At 32.4% G+C, this 15,471-nt stretch carries 20 protein-coding genes and 3 pseudogenes; 21 read left to right on the top strand and 2 right to left on the bottom strand.

What is annotated here, in order from left to right; genetic code table 11:
• The first annotated feature begins 49 nt into the window (after nt 1–49).
• The 4 genes from RH99_RS05435 (at nt 50) to RH99_RS05430 (ending at nt 1,468) form a co-directional block, all read left to right on the top strand.
• Nucleotides 50–856, top strand: coding sequence for a hypothetical protein (locus RH99_RS05435; RefSeq protein ID WP_010235038.1), 807 nt, complete (start codon nt 50–52; stop codon nt 854–856).
• Between the two features lie 70 nt (nt 857–926).
• Complete coding sequence (locus RH99_RS19650; protein ID WP_010235036.1) at nt 927–1,118, top strand: hypothetical protein; 192 nt, start codon at nt 927–929, stop codon at nt 1,116–1,118.
• On the top strand, nt 1,090–1,191 hold the full coding sequence (locus RH99_RS19645) for a type II toxin-antitoxin system RelE/ParE family toxin (protein ID WP_010235034.1): 102 nt from the start codon (nt 1,090–1,092) through the stop codon (nt 1,189–1,191). The genes RH99_RS19650 and RH99_RS19645 overlap by 29 nt, the downstream gene beginning before the upstream one ends.
• Entirely contained in the window at nt 1,184–1,468 is a 285-nt protein-coding gene (locus tag RH99_RS05430) for a helix-turn-helix domain-containing protein (RefSeq protein ID WP_010235032.1), read from the top strand. Before RH99_RS19645 ends, RH99_RS05430 begins: the two co-directional genes overlap by 8 nt.
• Before the next feature lie 215 nt (nt 1,469–1,683).
• On the opposite strand, the gene RH99_RS05425 is transcribed toward RH99_RS05430, so the two are convergent.
• A complete protein-coding gene (locus tag RH99_RS05425; protein WP_010235030.1) occupies nt 1,684–2,841 on the bottom strand; it encodes an epoxide hydrolase family protein in 1,158 nt (385 codons plus the stop codon).
• Between the two features lie 146 nt (nt 2,842–2,987).
• On the opposite strand from RH99_RS05425, the gene RH99_RS05420 reads away from it, so the two are divergent.
• The 3 genes from RH99_RS05420 to RH99_RS05410 all read left to right on the top strand — a co-directional run bounded on the left by RH99_RS05420 (nt 2,988) and on the right by RH99_RS05410 (nt 5,667).
• Nucleotides 2,988–3,842, top strand: coding sequence for a helix-turn-helix domain-containing protein (locus tag RH99_RS05420; RefSeq protein ID WP_010235028.1), 855 nt, complete (start codon nt 2,988–2,990; stop codon nt 3,840–3,842).
• 393 nt (nt 3,843–4,235) lie between these two features.
• Complete coding sequence (locus RH99_RS05415; protein WP_010235026.1) at nt 4,236–5,084, top strand: sialate O-acetylesterase; 849 nt, start codon at nt 4,236–4,238, stop codon at nt 5,082–5,084.
• Between the two features lie 61 nt (nt 5,085–5,145).
• Nucleotides 5,146–5,667 carry a PadR family transcriptional regulator gene (locus tag RH99_RS05410; RefSeq protein ID WP_026038407.1) on the top strand — a complete coding sequence of 174 codons (522 nt, stop codon included), beginning with the start codon at nt 5,146–5,148 and terminating at the stop codon, nt 5,665–5,667.
• 447 nt (nt 5,668–6,114) lie between these two features.
• Here RH99_RS05410 and RH99_RS05405 read toward each other — a convergent pair whose 3' ends face one another.
• Complete coding sequence (locus RH99_RS05405) at nt 6,115–6,261, bottom strand: hypothetical protein (protein ID WP_010235021.1); 147 nt, start codon at nt 6,259–6,261, stop codon at nt 6,115–6,117.
• 194 nt (nt 6,262–6,455) lie between these two features.
• On the opposite strand from RH99_RS05405, the gene RH99_RS05400 reads away from it, so the two are divergent.
• The 14 genes and pseudogenes from RH99_RS05400 to RH99_RS05345 all read left to right on the top strand — a co-directional run.
• Nucleotides 6,456–6,779, top strand: coding sequence for a PadR family transcriptional regulator (locus RH99_RS05400; RefSeq protein ID WP_026038406.1), 324 nt, complete (start codon nt 6,456–6,458; stop codon nt 6,777–6,779).
• Nucleotides 6,779–7,126 (top strand): DUF1048 domain-containing protein, encoded by a 348-nt coding sequence (locus RH99_RS05395; protein ID WP_010235016.1) that lies wholly within the window; start codon nt 6,779–6,781, stop codon nt 7,124–7,126. The genes RH99_RS05400 and RH99_RS05395 overlap by 1 nt, the downstream gene beginning before the upstream one ends.
• 9 nt (nt 7,127–7,135) lie before the next feature.
• Nucleotides 7,136–7,486, top strand: a complete 351-nt coding sequence (locus tag RH99_RS05390) for a DUF1048 domain-containing protein (protein ID WP_010235014.1) — start codon at nt 7,136–7,138, stop codon at nt 7,484–7,486.
• A gap of 40 nt (nt 7,487–7,526) precedes the next feature.
• Nucleotides 7,527–7,685, top strand: a pseudogene (locus tag RH99_RS18540) (cysteine-rich KTR domain-containing protein); the annotation flags it as partial.
• A gap of 116 nt (nt 7,686–7,801) precedes the next feature.
• Nucleotides 7,802–8,482, top strand: a pseudogene (locus tag RH99_RS05385) (ABC transporter ATP-binding protein).
• Nucleotides 8,483–8,593: 111 nt separating this feature from the next.
• On the top strand, nt 8,594–9,046 hold the full coding sequence (locus RH99_RS05380) for a DUF2975 domain-containing protein (RefSeq protein ID WP_010235009.1): 453 nt from the start codon (nt 8,594–8,596) through the stop codon (nt 9,044–9,046).
• 10 nt (nt 9,047–9,056) lie between these two features.
• Nucleotides 9,057–9,266 (top strand): helix-turn-helix domain-containing protein, encoded by a 210-nt coding sequence (locus tag RH99_RS05375; RefSeq protein WP_010235006.1) that lies wholly within the window; start codon nt 9,057–9,059, stop codon nt 9,264–9,266.
• 67 nt (nt 9,267–9,333) lie between these two features.
• Nucleotides 9,334–9,645: pseudogene (locus RH99_RS05370) on the top strand (B12-binding domain-containing radical SAM protein); the annotation flags it as partial.
• Nucleotides 9,646–9,841: 196 nt separating this feature from the next.
• Complete coding sequence (locus RH99_RS05365) at nt 9,842–10,645, top strand: hypothetical protein (RefSeq protein WP_010235000.1); 804 nt, start codon at nt 9,842–9,844, stop codon at nt 10,643–10,645.
• Nucleotides 10,646–10,655: 10 nt separating this feature from the next.
• Complete coding sequence (locus RH99_RS05360; protein ID WP_010234998.1) at nt 10,656–11,777, top strand: ATP-binding protein; 1,122 nt, start codon at nt 10,656–10,658, stop codon at nt 11,775–11,777.
• 6 nt (nt 11,778–11,783) lie between these two features.
• The gene (locus RH99_RS05355) at nt 11,784–13,193 is read left to right on the top strand and encodes a vWA domain-containing protein (protein WP_010234995.1); all 1,410 of its coding nucleotides are present in this window, start codon (nt 11,784–11,786) and stop codon (nt 13,191–13,193) included.
• Nucleotides 13,194–13,529: 336 nt separating this feature from the next.
• Complete coding sequence (locus tag RH99_RS19190) at nt 13,530–13,679, top strand: hypothetical protein (RefSeq protein ID WP_158511936.1); 150 nt, start codon at nt 13,530–13,532, stop codon at nt 13,677–13,679.
• Between the two features lie 343 nt (nt 13,680–14,022).
• The gene (locus RH99_RS05350; RefSeq protein WP_010234993.1) at nt 14,023–14,610 is read left to right on the top strand and encodes a CDP-alcohol phosphatidyltransferase family protein; all 588 of its coding nucleotides are present in this window, start codon (nt 14,023–14,025) and stop codon (nt 14,608–14,610) included.
• Nucleotides 14,611–14,798: 188 nt separating this feature from the next.
• Nucleotides 14,799–15,471 (top strand): ferredoxin-like domain-containing protein (locus RH99_RS05345; protein WP_010234991.1); only part of this gene is annotated, 673 nt, incomplete at its 3' end.

Below are 15,471 nucleotides of genomic sequence, written 5' to 3'. Positions count from 1 at the left end.
CTACTAATGTGTTATAATTTACTAAATATATCGTTAGGGAGTTGAACATATGGAGACCAGTGTTAACATATCAAATGATAGTAAATTTTTTATGATATTAAAAGCTGCAATGAATGTTCCAGGGGTGCAAATAAGAAGAAATGATTTTTTGCGAAAGGAGCTATCAATTGAATTTCCAGCAAATGTTGTAGATATGGCTATAGAAAAAAATCCAGCAAGTGCAGGAATAACAGTAACTCAATTAGAAAAAATTGCAAAATCATGTATAAGTTATGAAACTAACAAAGTTACCGCAATTTCAGCAGTTGCTGGAATTCCAGGAGGTTTTGCAATGATTGGAACTGTGCCTGTTGATACGACACAATACTTTGCACACATAATTCGAATACTTCAGAAGTTAATATATTTATACGGTTGGAAAGAGTTATATAATTCAAATGGCGATTTTGATGACGATACTACTAATCAACTTACTTTATTTATAGGTGTTATGTTTGGAGTGAATTCCGCTAATTCAGCTATTACTAAATTAGCACAAAGTGCAGCCGTGAAAGGTGAGAAATCTCTAGCAAATAAAGCATTAACAAAAGGAATGATTTATCCTATTGTGAAGAAGATAGCTGAAAAGTTAGGAGTAAGAATGACAAAAGAAATTTTTGCAAAGGGAGTTAGCAAAATAGTGCCAGTATTAGGTGGTGTTATTTCAGGAGGGCTTACATATGCAACTTTCAAACCATCAGCAGTACGTTTGAAAAATCATCTAAAAAAATTACCAACTGTAGATGTTGAGTTTTACAAAACAAAGCATAAGGATAGTATAGATGTAGATTTTGATGAAATTATAGATATTGAATAGATAATTACAATTAAGCATCTGATAATAACAGGTGCTTTTTTTATACACATTTTTAGAGGAGGTAAACACAATGAAAATACCAATAATATCAAGACTTTGGGAATCCAGTAGCAAGCTCAGTCATCTCTCTTTCGCCAAGGTAACAGTGACTTGGAAAATAATTCATAATGAGATTATTGATTTATTCTATGAGAATATTTTAGTTCACTTATCATGGAGACACATTTATATTATTGAGTGGTTTTTTAAAAAAGACAAATAAAACTCCAAAGACAGAACTTGATAAAGCAAGAAAATATAAAAGTGATTTTGAAAAGAGGTGTGAAGATGAGTAGAGCAAGTGTTGATTTTTTAACGATTAAGGAAGAGCTTATGAAAGATCAGGAATTTAAAGAGGAATATGAAAATTTGAGACCTCGTTATGAACTGATTTCAGAAGTGATAAAGGCAAGAAGAGAGTTAAATTTAACTCAAGAAGAATTGGCTTCTCGTATAGGGACACAAAAATCAAATATAAGCAGGCTTGAAAGTGGTAATTACAATCCCTCTTTAGACTTTCTAAGCAAACTTGCAAAGGGATTAGGTAAAGAAATTCACATTGAATTAAGATAATATAAATATTTTAAATACGCAAAGTAAAATACTCTGCGTGTTTTTTTGTGAGGTGAAACTATGTTAATAATACTATTTACTTTTTACAAAAACTTTGTTTTCTGGAATGAATAAGTTGTTTGAGTGAGTAATTATAAAAGTAGGAGATACTGTTTTTTTACATTATATGAAAAATATATATTATTTCCGCAATTGGGTTAAAAGGAAGTCCAATATTACTTTTTGGTTTTAGTTCTATATGGTCTGAAGAAGGCTCGAATTTCTTCAGCTAAAAGTTCAGGTTCTTCCATGGCAGTAAAATGTCCACCACTTGGCATTGTAGTTAAGCGAGTGATATTCAGATTGCGCATAGCCCACTCTTTTGGTGGCAACAATATATCTGCAGGGAAAAGAGCTATTCCTGTTGGTACTTCTATATGTCCCATTGGTGGCAAAGAATGCATGTTTTCATAATATATACGCGCTGATGATCCCATGGTATTTGTAACCCAATAGATCATTATATTAGTTAGTAATTCATCTTTGCTAAATCTTTGCTGTAAGTCACCATTACAATCACTCCATGCACGAAATTTTTCGATAATCCAAGCAGCCAAACCTATTGGTGAGTCAGAAAGTCCATATGACAGAGTTTGAGGTTTTGTGGATTGAATAGACATATAACCTCCCTCGTTAGAAATCCATAGAGGGGCACTTTTCTTATAGTTTAATTCTTCTTCTGAAAGTTCTTCATCCTGTGAAATCATGAGATCTCTAATGATACCAATATCGGTAAGGTGGATTCCCATTAGAAGTTCGGGATGGTTTAATGCCAGATATCTTGTAACACCTGAACCAACATCTCCGTCTGCAGCAGCGAACTTACTATAGCCAAGTTTTTCAGTCATTAGTTTTGCCCAGAGCTCAGAAACACCATAATTGTTGACACCACTATGTTTAGGGCGGCTAGAGAAGCCAAATCCAGGTAGTGAAGGGACAATTACGTCAAAAGAGTCTTCGGGATCGCCGCCGTAATGGGCAGGATCTGTAAGAAGAGGAATAATCTTTTGATAGCGTATGTAACTGTCAGGCCATCCATGAGCAAGAATAATTGGTATAGGACTAGGCCCATTACCACGCTCATGTACGAAGTGAATATCTATCCCATTTACATTACAGCGAAACTGAGAAAAGCGGTTTAACTCGGTTTCTTGTGCACGCCAGTCAAATTGTTCCCGCCAATACGAAACCAGCGATTGCAAATAATGTATATCAGTACCTCGTTCCCAAGTTGAGCCTTCTAACTGATCAGGCCAGCGGACATGTTCTAGCCTGTATTTTAAATCATCGAGTACTTCATCAGATACTTGGATATTGAAGGGTTCAATAGACATAATGATTCTCCTTTCAATAAGTTATAGCAAAATTTGTTAACCATAACTTTTCTTCAGTAATTATTAACAGTATATCATTTGAAAATTATGATACAATGTTATAAATGAAGCTTTAAACTATACTATTTGTTAATGGAGGAATATTTATGCCCCAAATGGACCGTCATAAGAATAGAACTGTATATATTGAATTTATTGCAGATGAAAGTTTTAGTAATCTCCCATATAAGGAGAGATTCACTATAATTTTTATTACAAGTGGAAGTATGAATTTACAACTGAATGACCATCCCATAAAAATTGTTGCTCCAAGTATTCTTTGTTTGTCTATGGAGGATACCATACAAGTTTCCGAAAAGCAAAATGTATCTTCACAGTCATTTTGTTTCCATCCTGATTTTTTTAATACAGCTCATTTTTCTGAAGCCCAGGGCTATATGTCAACCAGTTTAAAAATAGAAACAGGTCTTTCGCTTTTTAAAAAAGATAATATTCATAATGGGGTACATAATGTAACCGAGAAATCCTATCCCAAATTATATGAGTGGTTCTTTGTTATAGGAACAGAGGTATATGCACAGAGCGATTCACTTTGGGTGTGCAGAATAAAAAAGTACCTAATACAAATATTAGGGTTACTTGAAGAGTTGAACCACCATAGCGAACAATCACCTGTTGGCTTAGTTTTGGAATATATACACACAAACTATTCTGATAAAATAAGTTTAGAAGACTTAACAAGATGTGCTCATTTGAATCGCGTGTCACTAAATAAAATGTTTCAGGATTTATGTGGATGTACAGCAATGGGATACTTATTGTCATATCGTTTAAAAGTTGCAGAGAATCTTCTGACGCATACAGGTATGAGCTTGAGCGAAATTGCACGTGCTACTGGGTTTGAGTATGATACGTACTTTATAAAACAATTTACTGCTAAAAGAGGCATGACTCCAACTGAATTTCGAAATAGCTCACGTGAGTTTGGAAATTACCAATAATAAATTTCAATTTTGCAAAGAAAATTAGTTTCGGTAAATCTTGTAAAGAAACATTTCTGCAGATATACCTAATTCACCGATAAGACGGAATAGGACATCATAGCTTGGTTCCTTGCTTTCGTTCTTAATCGACATGAGATAGCAATGAATATGTCTCTGCATCGTCTAAACTATATTTTTACTCTACTTCTGAAAAAATATAGTTGACAATTAGTCTAATTAGACTATAATATTTAAGTGTCATTAGTCTAATTAGACTAATGACAAATTTGGTGATTTTTGATATCTAGGAAAATTTACTGAAGCAATGAATTAAATAAGTAACTACTTAGTATTTATTGAGAACTGGAAACATTTCTTCATAAATATTAAATAAAAGAGAGGATGAAAAAAGTGATTAAATCGTTTTTAATGTTAGGACAGTCAAATATGGCTGGACGGGGGTTTATTCATGAAGTACCCCCGATTTATAATGAAAGAATACAAATGTTGCGTAATGGTAGATGGCAAATGATGGCTGAGCCCATCAATTATGACCGTCCTGTTTCGGGAATAAGTCTAGCGGGTTCATTTGCAGATGCATGGTGTCGTCAAAATCAAGAAGATATTATTGGCTTAATTCCTTGTGCTGAAGGTGGAAGTTCACTGGATGAGTGGGCTGTAGACGAAGTGCTTTTTAGACATGCAATAACTGAAGCTAAATTTGCTATGCAAAGTAGTGAGTTAACAGGAATTCTATGGCATCAAGGAGAATGTGATAGTGTTAATGGTAACTACAAAGTATATTATAAAAAGTTACTTTTAATTATTGAGGCTCTTAGAAAGGGGTTGAATGCTCCAGATATTCCAATTATTATTGGTGGTTTAGGAGATTTTTTAGGCAAAGAAGGATTTGGAAAAAGCTGTACTGAATATAATTTCATTAATCAAGAGTTAGAAAAATTTGCTTTTGAACAAGATAATTGTTACTTTGTCACTGCTTTAGGTTTAACTTCTAATCCTGATGGTATTCATATTGATGCAATTTCTCAAAGAAAATTTGGTTTACGATATTTTGAGGCCTTTTCTAATAGGCAACATGTATTGAAGCCATTGATTAATGAAAATGAGTTGCTAAATTTAAATCATGCCAGAACACATACCAAAGCAGAAAAGATATATATAAGAAGTATGGATTTTGCATTAGGAAAAATATCATATGATGAATTCGCATCTCAAGTCATGCAAATCAACAATGATTAAACCTTATAATTATGAAATAACTATTAATATAATTTTGAAGGACATAAAGGAGATGTTTTTTTTGATACCATTACTAATTTTAGGTTTATTAAAACAAAACCCAGGTTCTTACGGATACGAATTATTAGCATTAATGGAAGAGAGACACTATAAATATATAGTGAATTTCACTAAAGGGTCATTCTATTATAATCTTCAACAATTAGAAGAAAAACAATATATTAAAAAAGTTGACCAATTAGACAATACTAGAGAGACGCGTAATTATATCATCACTGAACTAGGGGATAAAGAATTTGAAAAATTGATGTATAAGTATGGCTCTAAGACTGAGTATGTAAATTTATCTTTTTATGCAGCAATGCTATTTGCTAATGAATATAAAAGCGAGGAACTAAAAAAGCTAATAGAAATACAAATCGAACAAACTAATCAGAAAATTTTTTTATTAGAACAATCGCTTGAACATAATGAGACTATCCCCACTTATTTTAAAAAAATGTTGGAAAATTCACTTTCTCATCACTTAGTAAATGTTCAATGGTTTGAAGGATTGTTAAAAGATCTAAGAAATGAAAATTAATCACGACCCCCGCTCCCTAAAAAGACCCCTGGGTATAAGTACAATAATTCCGCGTTTCAGTATCACTACTTTGCTCAGACACACCTCGAGTGTGTGGTGAGGATAGTAAAGAAATAGGCTGATATCAAAGGCTTTACGGATTTCAAGTAAATATTGAAGTGTGTTTTATCTTCCCTCAGACTACGTTTGAGGGGATTTTTGGGTTAGAGGGTTGTACAAATACGCAGAACTAAGGATATTTGTGTTAAGGTTTAGGTTTTTGCGAATTTGTTTGTGTTGATAGAGGAAAACGCTCCCTTATATAGAATTTGAATACAATCAAACGTTAAATATAGAGATGGAGTGAGTTAAATGCCAAATATCTAGTGGTTGGGATTCTTCTTTTTCTGTTTTCAAGGCACTCTATGCTATAACTAAACAGCGTAGAGTGCCTTACTTGTTTTATCTCTATTCACTTATATCTACGGTAACACCAGATTTAAATTCTACCGTAAATTTATCATGAAATACTATCATCTTTTCAAGCAACCGCATTACCAGTTGCTCGTCATATTTAGTGATGGCAGTGGGCTTATCAAGTAAAAAGGCACTCATATTTGAGCTTAGCTTCTACTGGCACTATTATAAGGTGATTGTTCTCATCTTTAGTATTGTTTTAAATTTAATTGGTAAAAATAAACGTAAAAAAATATATATCATATTGACACTACCACTACTACGCGATACTATATAGTAGTAGTAAGTAATACTGAATACATGTAATACTAGATAGTGAAGAGGTGATTTGTCTGGAAAATATTACAGAAATGTTAAAAGGTGTACTGGAAGGCTGTGTTCTTGAAATTATCAGCCATGAGGAAATATACGGTTACGAGATTACGAGGAGGCTGAATGCGCTCGGATTTTCGAATATTGTAGACGGGACAGTTTATACCATATTGGTTCGCCTTGAGAAAAACAAGCTGGTGGAAATTACGAAAAAGCCATCCGATATGGGGCCGCCGCGAAAGTTTTTCACGCTCAACGACGCGGGGCGTGAGGAGCTGCGGAGGTTCTGGGAAAGATGGGAATTCGTATCATCAAAAATTAATGAGTTAAAGGAGAAAAAATAATGAATTTTTGGGAAAAGATTACAGGGAGCGACATGACTAAAGAATTGAAAACTTTTGAATCGCGAGCCAAAAAGCTGCCGGCTGATTATCAAGTGGCATGGGAAAAAATTAATGCCAATCTTTGGTCGCACTCAGATTTTACCGGTCGCAACCTCATGCCAATTCTTGACGGTGTGCTTGGCATGCTCGAAGAAACGGCGGCGGACGGTCAGAGTGTCCAAGAGGTTTTGGGTGACGATATCAAAGGCTTCTGTTCAGCGCTGGCCGGCGAAGAAGGGGCAAAGTCTTTTCGCGACAAGTGGCGCGAGCAACTCAATAATAATATCGCTAAAAAATTAGGTAAATAGGAGGATAAAATGAGAATACAAGGTATCATCGAAGGCAAAAAAGAGTGGCGAGCGCACGTGGCACGTGTCAAAGCGCTCCCGCAAGATTATAAGATTGTTTATAAAGAGATTCAAAAATATCTCTTTAAGGTCGGACCTGTTGAGCTAACTGACGGGACAGGGTTACTCTCGGGGATTATCGATCTTTTTGAAGAGGGAGCGGCCTTGGGGAAAGGCGTGCTCGAAGTGACGGGCAGTGATGTAGCGGCTTTCTGCGACGATCTAATCAAAGATTCAAAAACTTACGCTGACATCTATCAAGAATCTGTTGACCAAGAAGTTAACAAGGCCATGAAAAAGGTTACGGATAAAACAAAGTAAAAGGGAGATATCGGGATTGAAAAAGCAATTGAAGTGAAAGGTCTGTGGCAACAAAATAAGGGTCAAGATACGTGATGATACGGTGCTTGAAAACTTCCCACTATTTTGTCCCAAGTGTAAACAGGAAACGATAATCAATGTAAAACAACTGAATATATCAGTTATCAAAGAGCCAGACGCTAAGACGCAGAGCCGATAACATGTGAGTGAAATCACAGTTGTCGGCTCTTTTTTTATGATAACTACTCAAGCTGCATTGAAAGGATTAGATGCAGATTTGAGTAAGGTTACTATATTGTAGAGGAGGAAAAGAAAATGAAAAAAAATATCATACAAATTAAAGGGGTAAAGAAATCTTACAAAGATGTAGAAGTACTCAAAGGAGTAGATTTTGAAATAGAGCAGGGAGGTATCTTTGCATTACTAGGTTCTAATGGAGCAGGAAAAACAACGATGATTAGAATCATGGCTACTTTACTTAAAGCAGATGCTGGAAGTGTTGTGATCAATGGTTTTGATATTGGAAAAAATCCAGGGGACATTAGAGGTTCTATCAGTCTTACTGGTCAGTTTGCTGCTATTGATGAAATATTGACTGGACGTGAAAATCTTCAAATGATAGCAAAACTTAGACATCTTAAAAATCCAAATCAAGTAGCAGATGAGTTAATTAATTATTTTGGTATGTCAGAAGCTGCAGACCGCAGAGTGGGTACTTACTCTGGAGGTATGAAAAGAAGAATTGATATCGCAATGAGTCTTGTGGGAAATCCAAAGATTATTTTCCTAGATGGGCCAACAACAGGTATTGATCCAGAAGTACGTTTAGAAGTTTGGAAGATTGTAAAAGAGTTATCAGCTGCAGGAACTACCGTATTCTTAACGACTTAATATTTAGAAGAAGCAGAACAATTTGCAGATAAAATCACTATTCTTCATGGGGAAAAAATCATTGCTCTAGATACACTAGAAGAATTGAAAAAATTGGAGGGCTAAATTTAGAAGATAATAACAATAAATAAATAATTAAATTCAATAATAATATATTGTAAAACAATAAAACACGTGTTAAAATCAAATCAATAATATATAAGTGAGGTGCTTTTTATGAAACGATGTTCAACAATTTTCTTAAGGATAGCTGTGATTCTTATTGGAATTCCGGTTCTTGCTCTGTGTATATTTTGGTTGCCTTCAGCTGCAGATTATTTACACTATCCCATTTTAATTGGTGTGTATGTAACTTCGATAACATTTTTCTTTGCTCTATATCAAGTTTTAAAACTTTTAAGCTATATTGACAAGAACAAAGCTTTCTCGGAATTATCTGTAAAGGCTTTAAAGTATATCAAATACTGCGCAATTACAATCAGTATTATATATGTAGCACTTATACCATTGGTATTTCCTATAGCGGATGCAGACGACGCCCCAGGTCTCATGGGATTCCCAGTGATTTTTATTTTTGCTTCTTCTGTGGTTGGAGTCTTTGCTGCTATTCTCCAAAGGCTTTTACAAGATGCTATTGATATAAAATTAGAAAATGATTTAACGGTGTGAGGTGAATAATATGGCAATTATAATCAATATTGATGTGATGCTGGCTAAAAGGAAAATGAGTGTAACAGAACTTACAGAGAAGGTTGGAATAACCATGGCAAACCTCTCTATACTAAAGAACGGAAAGGCAAAAGCTATTAGATTTTCAACTTTAGAGGCAATATGCAAAGCTTTGGGATGCCAACCAGGTGATATTTTAGAATATAGAAATGATTCATAAATGAGAAGTTGAATACTGCAAGTAGATTAGTTAAATGTTGAGTAAAGTTTATTTGAGGAGGTAATGTATGAGGATTAAATTAATTCAACCTGCAATGCGGCCAAGGCCTATGGATACAAAGTTAAAAACAAGAATGTCTCCTTCATTAGCTTTATTAACAATAGCAAATCTTACGCCAAAAGAGCATGAAGTTATTATTGAGAATGAAAATGTTGAAAAGATAGATTTTGATGGACCTGTTGATTTGGTAGCAATAACTGTCACTGTAGATGTTATGAATAGAGCGGTGGAAATATCAAAGGAGTTCAAAAATCGTGGAGTAACAGTTATTGCAGGAGGTATACATATTACAGCAGATCCAGAGGGAGCTGCTGAAAGTAGGTAGTGGAATTTTTATCTTTCTATCATTTATAAATTGAGTGTGTTTTGTGTTCCCTCACACTACATTATTTTTCTATACAGTGGTATAATAATTTATATTAAATTAGGCATATGAAAATAAATAACAAGTCAAATATACTAGCATACTGAATAGTTATTTATTTGAAGGTGCCTTAAAGAAGGAAAGAAATATTATGGAAGAATCAAAGCTTATGGAAATAATAAAGAAAAATCCTTATGCCATAGCACATATAGATAATCCTACAGATGAGATGAAGCTATTGGCAGTTAAAGAAAATGGACTTGCATTAAAAAATATAAATAATCCAACCAGAGAGATACAAGAAGCAGCTATAGATAATAATGGAAGAGTTATTGAATTTATAGATAACCCTTCAGAAGATATGATGATAAAAGCAATAAATTCTGGATGGACTAATTTGGAGTTTATTAGGAATCCAACGGATAAATTAATTAAATTAGCTATAAATCAAGCTGGATGGGCTATTAAATATATTAATAATCCAAGTGAGGAATTGCAGTTATTGGCTGTAAGAAAAAATTACGAGTCAATAAAGTTTATTAAAGAGCCCTTTGAGAGTGTACAAGAAGAGGCTGTAAAAATAAGCTATGACGCATTGAGATATATAAATTCACCTTCTCATAATGCAGAGTTTATAGCTGTAAAGAATAATTACAAAGCTATTAATCTTATAAATAATTTAGATAAGAATAGAATATTAGAATTTTTAAAGGTAAATTTTTTAGTGATTAAATATTTTATTAAAGAAATAACTAAAGATGAATTAGAACAACTGTTAAAGGAGCAATTATCAAAGGAAGATGTTGATGAAAAATATGTGAGAGATTTTTTAAATTATAACAATATGGATAAGAATAATCACATTATACCAGAGGATAAGATAATGTTTATTTACAAATACGGAAGTAAAAAGGCTAAAAAAATAACTGTAGATGAAAAGCTGAAGGTTGTATAGGGGGGGTATAATGAATTTTACGGATACATTAAAAAGTGTTGAATTAGTACTAGCTACTGGGGAAGTTCCATTAATAGTTGGTGAAAGCGGAATAGGAAAAACAGCTTTAGCAAGAGAAATTGCTGAAGAAAATAACTTTAGTTTAGTTGTAATTGATGGTAATCTCCTTAAAGAAGGTGAAATAGGCGGCCTTCCAACTATAGAAGCCTATGAAGGAGTTAATAATAAAGGAGAAAAGCAACTAAAGAAGACCACGGTATATGCAGTGCATAATAAGCTAAGGGAAATTGATGAAGAAATATCCAAAGACAAAACAGTTCTTTTATTTATAGATGAGATAAATCGCTGTGAACATACAGTGCAACAGGAACTTATGAACTTAATACTAAATAGGGAAATTAATGGATATAAGTTGCATAAAAGTGTAAAAATATTAGCAGCTATGAATCCTTCAAGTAAACATGGCTATGATTATCAGGTTGTAGACATGGATACAGCACAGGAAAACAGATTTGTATGGCTATATATGGAGGCTGATTATATTCAGTGGTTAGATTGGGCAGCAAATGCAGAAATTGACCAAAAGGTTATAGAGTTTATCGGAACCTTTCCGGAATATTTATATAAAATAAATGAAGATGATATAATGGCAACTCCAAGAAGCTATGAGAGAATTTCTGGTGCTTATAAAATTTATAAAGAGAAAAAATCTTCAATACCTAGAGCTGTTTTTTTAAATGTTATAAAAGGGAATGTAGGAAAATTAATTGCTGAAGAGTTTGTCAGCTTTATTGAATCAGATTATAATCCACTAATATCCTATGAAGATGTTTTTTCAGGAGATTCTCTAAGTGGAGTTATTATAGAAAGAGTAAAAAACGAAAGTCATACAAGACTTTATCTATCTGCAAAGAATATTCTGAAAAACTTGGAAGCAAATATAAACAATAATAATTATGATTCAAATTATTATACTAACAGACTTAATGAGCTTTTAAAAATATATCCTGCAGATTTAAGGATAGGAATTATGAAGGATATTAGAAACAGTTATAGTGAAATATACAAACATGCCATTGAAAATGAAGATTTTGTAGAATCCTATTTTGAATCCTATAATTTAATAAGGTGATATTTTATGGAAAGTAATTTTGAGAATAAGGTAAAAGAACTTTACGAAAAAGTAAATAAAATTGCAGATGCTTCTTTCAAAACAAATTATAAGAATAATAAAGCTGATAAAAATGTACTAGAAGATTTTAAAAAAGAGTTTTTTAGCCTTGTAGATAAAGTTAATTTAAGTCTTATGAAGGACAAAGATAATTTTTATGGATATTTTTTGTTTCAGATGTCAAGAAAAATAAGATTTGATATAAGCAGTCCTACTGCTGTGAATTTTAAAGGAGCTAAATATGTTATATATTTTAATCCAATAATTTTTTTAAATCTCAATATAAAACAAATGGAAAGCACCATCAAACACGAAATACTTCATATATTATCCATGCATTTAATAAGGGCAAAAGAATTTAAAAGAGACTATAGTACACTGGCTGTTAATATGGCAATGGATATAGTAGTAAATACATATTTAGATAATCTGCCCCCATATGCTACTACTTTAGATTGGGTAAATTTAAAATATGCTTTAAAACTCTTGCCATATAGGCCATTCGAATATTATGCAGAAAAGCTTCAAATTGCCATAGACTTAGTAGAAGAAGAAGGTAAAGATGGCCCAGAGGATCATGATAGCAAAGATGAAAAAACAGAAACTGAATACAATCCTGAAAACACCCATGACATTTGGAAGGATTCAAGTGAAATAGATGAAAAAACACTTAAAGAATTTACTGAGAAGTTTATCAATAGTTCTCATAAGGGCACAATTCCTGACTATTTAGACAATATGATATCATCACTTAAAAACAGTAACGGTGAGCTGCCTTGGAATTTATATCTTAAAAGGTTAATGGGAACTGTTCTTAGCAATAAAAAGAAAACTATAACTAGAAGAAACAGAAGGCAGCCTGCTAGGTTGGATTTAAGAGGACAACTTAGGAGTTATAAGGCAAAAATTGCTGTTGCTATTGACATAAGCGGAAGTATTAGTGATGAAGAATTTAATCAGGCCATTAAAGAGATAATGAGTATAGTAAAAAACTATAATCATGAAATTACCATCATAGAATGTGACAATGAAATCAGACGGGTGTATAAAATCAAATCCGTAAAGGATATAAGAGATAGAATAAATATAATGGGAGGCACCAGATTTAATCCTGTTTTTGAATATGCTAATAATAATAAGATTAATTTGTTAGTTTACTTTACTGATGGCAAAGGTGAAGATAAGCTTCAAGCAGCACCCAGAGGATATAAAACTTTATGGGTTATTTCTGGAAGAGGAGATAAGCTTTCGCTGAAGGAACCTTATGGTGTAGTAAAAAAACTTAATAATATTGAAATAAAAGATGATACATCAAATATTAATGAGTCTATAAGAAGCGGATATTCCATGATGAACCAGGAACCAGAGCAGATTTAAACAAATTTTTTTACAAGTATAAAAATCAGATATTATTTGAAGAATAAAATATAACAATAAAAAGACATACCTAATGTGTGTCTTTTTATTTTGGATGTAAATGGTTATTTTACTTGAAGAAGCTAAGGCATGTGAAAATAAATAACAAGTAAAATATACTAGTATACTGACTAGTTATTTATTTGAAGATGCCTAAAGTATATTTAAATAGAAGATATATTTTCACATTATAATAAAATTATTATTATTTTATAAGAAAAAAGATAGCTAAAGGCATATATATATTTATAAAATAAATTTTTAAGAAAAATAGAAATCAAATAAGAGGGGTTGTATATGGATATTAACTTAAAAATTACATTAGAATCACCAAAACTTATGGAAGCTATACTAGCTTTAGCAGAAGAAATATCAAAGGCACAATCAGGCAATATTCTAGCCGCAAAAGAAGGACAAACTCCTAAAATTGAAAGTAGCAATGAATAAATTATAAATAAAGTAAAATTAAGGTGCTTCAATTTTGAAGTAACTTTTGAGGGTGAAAATTTCCTTTTACCAACAGCACATCTTATTTATTCCATAAATAAAACCTTAAAGAATGAGTTTGATGAAAAAGAAAAACTGATTACTTATAATGAGCATTAGCACATTAATATACGTGTTAATGCTCATTATAATTTTTTATGATATATTGTTGTTAAGTTAAAAATGGTATAATGGCAATGTATAAAAAATGACTGGGGGGAACTTTTCATGAGTGTATGTTTATGGCCTGGGAAAAATCTATCTTTATTTAATAAAACGAAGATTAAATCGGGGAGTGATAGTAATGAAACTAAAATTAAAGGAGACTTTTAATGTTCCAAATATCCTATGCTATCTTCGGCTAGCTCTAATACCGGTTTTTATAATGACATATATACATGCTGTAGAACCTAAAGATTATTATTTTTCTGCTTTGATTATTTTGATTTCAGGAATTACCGATTTTGCTGATGGTTTTATTGCAAGAAAATATCATATGATAACAGAATTTGGCAAGCTAATAGACCCAATTGCGGACAAGCTTACCCAGGCGGCTGTTGTGCTAAGTCTTACATTTCGTTTTAAAGGCATGCTGATTCTCACAATTATTTTGGTGATAAAGGAATTGTTCATGTTTTTTTGTGGATTATTGCTTTTGAGACGAAATAGAAAGCTTGATGGAGCTAAGTGGTTTGGCAAGATTTCAACAGCAGTTTTTTATGCACTTATGTTTATATTGATTGCTATTCCTACATTATCGCTAACAATAGTAGATTCTCTTATGATTATAATAGGTTTCTTCCTTCTGCTTTCTTTCACTCTATATACGTTTCTGTTTATTAAAATGTTTCGTGAAAGCAAAAATGGTAGAAGTGATGGATATGATGATTGATAATACTGTAATGCCTATAGGTTCATTGCGCACAATGTATATAGGATATGTATGTAGTATCTTAGCGCATAAAAGTTATCATAAAAAGTATCGAATTAAAATTGAATTATTATATAAATATGATACAATTAAACTGGATTAATTAGTTAATAATGTATATAAAAAAACAAGCTCGGGAGGTTATACGAATGAAAACTGATTTATTAGAAAAAGGAGCAATATTACAAAGAGATAAGGAAACATATGCAATTGCACCACATTTGACGGCTGGAATTGTAACTCCAGATATTTTAAGAAATATTGCAAATGTAGCTGAAAAATATAATTCAGCAGCTATTAAAGTTACGGGAGCTCAAAGAATTGCAATAGTTGGATTAAAAGAAGAAGATTTAGATAATGTCTGGGAAGATTTAGGCATGGATCCTGGTGCAGCAATAGGTTTATGCGTAAGAAGTGTAAAGGTATGTCCAGGAACTACTTTTTGTAAAAGAGGTCTTCAAGATTCAGTAAAAGTTGGATCCAAATTAGATAGTCTATATCATGGAAAAAAATTACCTAATAAATTTAAAGTAGGTGTAAGTGGTTGTCCCCATAGCTGCGCAGACAGTTCATTTAAGGATATAGGATTAATAGGAAGTGGAAAAGGCTGGATGCTTTATGTTGGCGGAAAAGGTGGAGCTAAGCCAAGAATAGCAGATAAAATAGCTCCTTGTGTATCAGAAGAAAAAATATATGATTTAATAGAAAAAATCATTCAAGTATATGACGAAAATGCAACTGTTAGAGAAAGATTAGGAAGTTACATAGATAGAGTAGGATTAGATGAGTTCAAAAAACAAATAAATCTTGATAGTTATTTAT

The organism is Clostridium arbusti SL206 (genome assembly GCF_000246895.1).
GTDB classification, from domain to species: domain Bacteria; phylum Bacillota; class Clostridia; order Clostridiales; family Clostridiaceae; genus Clostridium_I; species Clostridium_I arbusti.
The sequence above is the reverse complement of the archived record's forward strand: the minus strand, read 5'-3'. Positions and strand labels throughout refer to the sequence as shown.